Genomic DNA, 2,740 nt, shown 5'->3' with positions numbered 1-2,740 from the left:
CGACTGCCCCAACCCCGGCGGCTCACCGTTGCCGCCGGGGTTGGGGCAGTCGGCGGCGGGCAGCGCGCACTGGGGCAGGCTGGTACCCAGGTGGCTGATGACCGCTTCGATGGGCACGCCGCGGTTGGGGCAGTTGGCGCAGTGGTGCAGGGCCACCACCAGGTTGTCCGAATGGCCGATGACGGGCGAGCCGGAGGAGCCGCCCTGCGTGTCCGCGTAGTAGCCGATGTCGTTGGGGCCACCGGACTGGCAGGAGGCCTCATTGCGGCTGTAGATCTCCGCGAAGCCGGACTCATCCCGGGCATCCGTGGAGCGCACGGCGATCTTCTTGCCGTGGCCGGCCGGGTGCTGCGGCAGGTAGATGCGCTCGTTCACCACGGCGCCGGACGAGCGCAGCTGGAGGTAGCCGTAGGTGTTCACCGGGTTCTGGGACAACTGGATGAGCGCGTAGTCACGCGGCGCGTCCACCTTCACCAGCGTGCCGCCCGGGATGACGTTGCCCGGACAACCGAACCAGCTCGCGCAGCTCGTCGAACAGCTCGCGCCTTCCGCCATGAACTCGTACTGGGTGTTCTGCGCTTCGCTCGCCGTACCGACGCAGTGCTGGTTGGTCATCAGGTGGCCCTGGCTGCCCACGAGCCAGCCCGTGCACGCACCGGAGCCGTTGATGAGCAGGCGCGCCACTGGACGAGCGCGGCCGTAGAGGGTGGGGTCGCTGGAGGCGTAGCAGGGCGCCCACTGCGTGTCGTCCGGGCCGCACAGCGCCTTGTCGTTCGACACGCCCATCTCCGCGTTGGTGTAGCCCCGGGCGTACCGGTCGATGGAGTAGCCGTGCTTGTTGAGGATGCCGCGGCGGCTCACGCTGTCGCGGCTGTGCAGCTCGATGATGGCTGTCTCACCGGCAATGTGGATGGCCCAGAAGCCACTGCGCGCACCCGGGTGCGAGTTGTCGTAGCGCCACGACCGGGAGTTGTCCGGCGAGCGCACCACGACGAAGTCGCCATCCTCCAGGTCGAGCCGCTCGAAGTGGGGCGCGATGTACGCCGCCCCAGCGTGGGTGATGACGTCCGTGTGGATGGGGCCGTCGGAGGCGCGAATCTGCGTGGTGGCGTAGGGGTGGGTCGTCTCGAAGCGACGGAAGACGTCCTCGCCCACCTTCGTGAGCCGCTGTGACGAAGAGGAAACTTCTTCCTGCTGGCAGACCTCATCGGAGGCCAGCGCCGCCGGCGCCCCCGTGACCAGCGCCGTGACCAGACATGCGAGTGGGATGCGTTTCATCGATTCTCCTGGGAGTGAAGCCTTGGCGGGTTTGACTGCACTCCCAGTCATATCCTGAGAAACCGTCAATTCCTTGTGATTGCCATGGGTTCCGTGGCCGGAACGGTGTGGTTGGAGATTTTCCGCTTCACGGTGAGTATTGGTTTTCCGTTGCGGCGTGGGGTTTGGGCCAGGGCCTTGGTTTCACTCGGCGCAGGTGCCTGTGGCGCCGGTCGTGCGGCCTGGCTGGCATGCAGCGGCCACGCGGTGGGAGGGGCGTCTCAGTCGCTGAGAAGGCGTCTAGAATCGGCCGGACATGGCCGAAAAGCTCGGAGCGATCCTGGTCCGCAAGGGCCTCATCACGCAGGCGCAGCTCGACGAAGCCCTCCGGGCCCAGCTCATCTACGGCGGAAGGTTGGGCTCCAACCTTGTCGAGCTGGACATCCTCGACATCGACACCCTGGCCATGGTGCTGGGGGAGATGTGCCGCTACCCGGTGGCGCAGGAAGCGGACTTCGTGGCGGCACCGGACGCGGTGCTGCAACTGCTTCCCGCGGCACTGGCGGAGAAGCACCAGGCCTTCCCGCTGGAGCAGGAAGGCCGGCGGCTCAAGGTGGCCATGGCCAGCCCGCTGGAAATCGAGCACGCGGATGCGCTGGGGTTCATCACCGGTCTGCGCATCGTTCCGTACGTCACGCCGGAGCTGCGGCTGTTCCAGTTCCAGGAGCTTCGCTACGGCATCAAGCGCGAGACGCGATTCATCCAGATGGCCTCGACGAAGCGTCCGCAGCGGACCGCGGCCGTGGCGCTCCCTTCGATGCCCGCCGCGATGAGCATGACGCCTCCGCCTCCCGCGCCCGTGAGAGCGGAGCCCGAGGCGGAAGGGATGTTCGGTGGGCTCGCGCCCGGGCAGTACTTGAGCGGCGATGACCCGGACACGGAGCCCGAGGATTCAGGCTCGGGCCGGTGGGCGCCGGCCGCTTCGGGGAGCTCGCATTCGTTGGACCCGCTGTCGTCGTCCGCGCCTCCGGTGGCGCGGATTGATTTCGGGGAGGACGGCGGGATGCGGGTGGTGACGCCCGAGGTGCCCGTGCCTCCGACGCTGACGCCAGTGGGTGGGGGGGCGCGGCCTGCCTCGCCGCCGCGACTCACGCCGACGGAGACGCCGCGTGCCGTCGCGCCGCCTCCGTTCGCGCTGGAGTCGGCGCCCGCGGAGGAGATTGACCTCCTGGAGGAAGGGGAGGTGCTGGAGGAGGGCGAGGTCGTCGAGGACGGGGCGGCTGTGTCCGAGGACTTCGATGGTGGTGTTCCCGCGCCAGGAGTTGCTGTGGCTTCGGCCATGCCGGTGGCTCCGCAGGGCGCTGGTGGTGGGACGCAGCCGCCTGGGTTGGCGTCGCGGCAGGGCGGGCCGACTCGGCCTCCGTTTCCTCCGATGGGCGCCGCTTCTTCGGAGCCCGGGGCGCCGGCTCGGGGGGCTTCGGGG

Annotated in this window: 1 protein-coding gene and 1 pseudogene; one reads left to right on the top strand and one right to left on the bottom strand. The window is 68.9% G+C overall.

What is annotated here, in order from left to right; all coding sequences use genetic code 11:
- Positions 1-1,278: serine protease (locus tag FMP39_RS37040; protein ID WP_141594673.1), on the bottom strand; the 1,278-nt coding region annotated here is incomplete at its 3' end.
- Between the two features lie 295 nt (positions 1,279-1,573).
- On the opposite strand from FMP39_RS37040, the pseudogene FMP39_RS37035 reads away from it, so the two are divergent.
- A pseudogene (locus FMP39_RS37035) lies at positions 1,574-2,740 on the top strand (hypothetical protein); the annotation flags it as partial.

Origin of the sequence: Myxococcus sp. AB056, from assembly GCF_006547365.1 — a bacterium.
Taxonomy (GTDB): domain Bacteria; phylum Myxococcota; class Myxococcia; order Myxococcales; family Myxococcaceae; genus Myxococcus; species Myxococcus virescens.
Note: the sequence above shows the minus strand (reverse complement) of the source record. Positions and strands in the feature narration are given on the sequence as shown.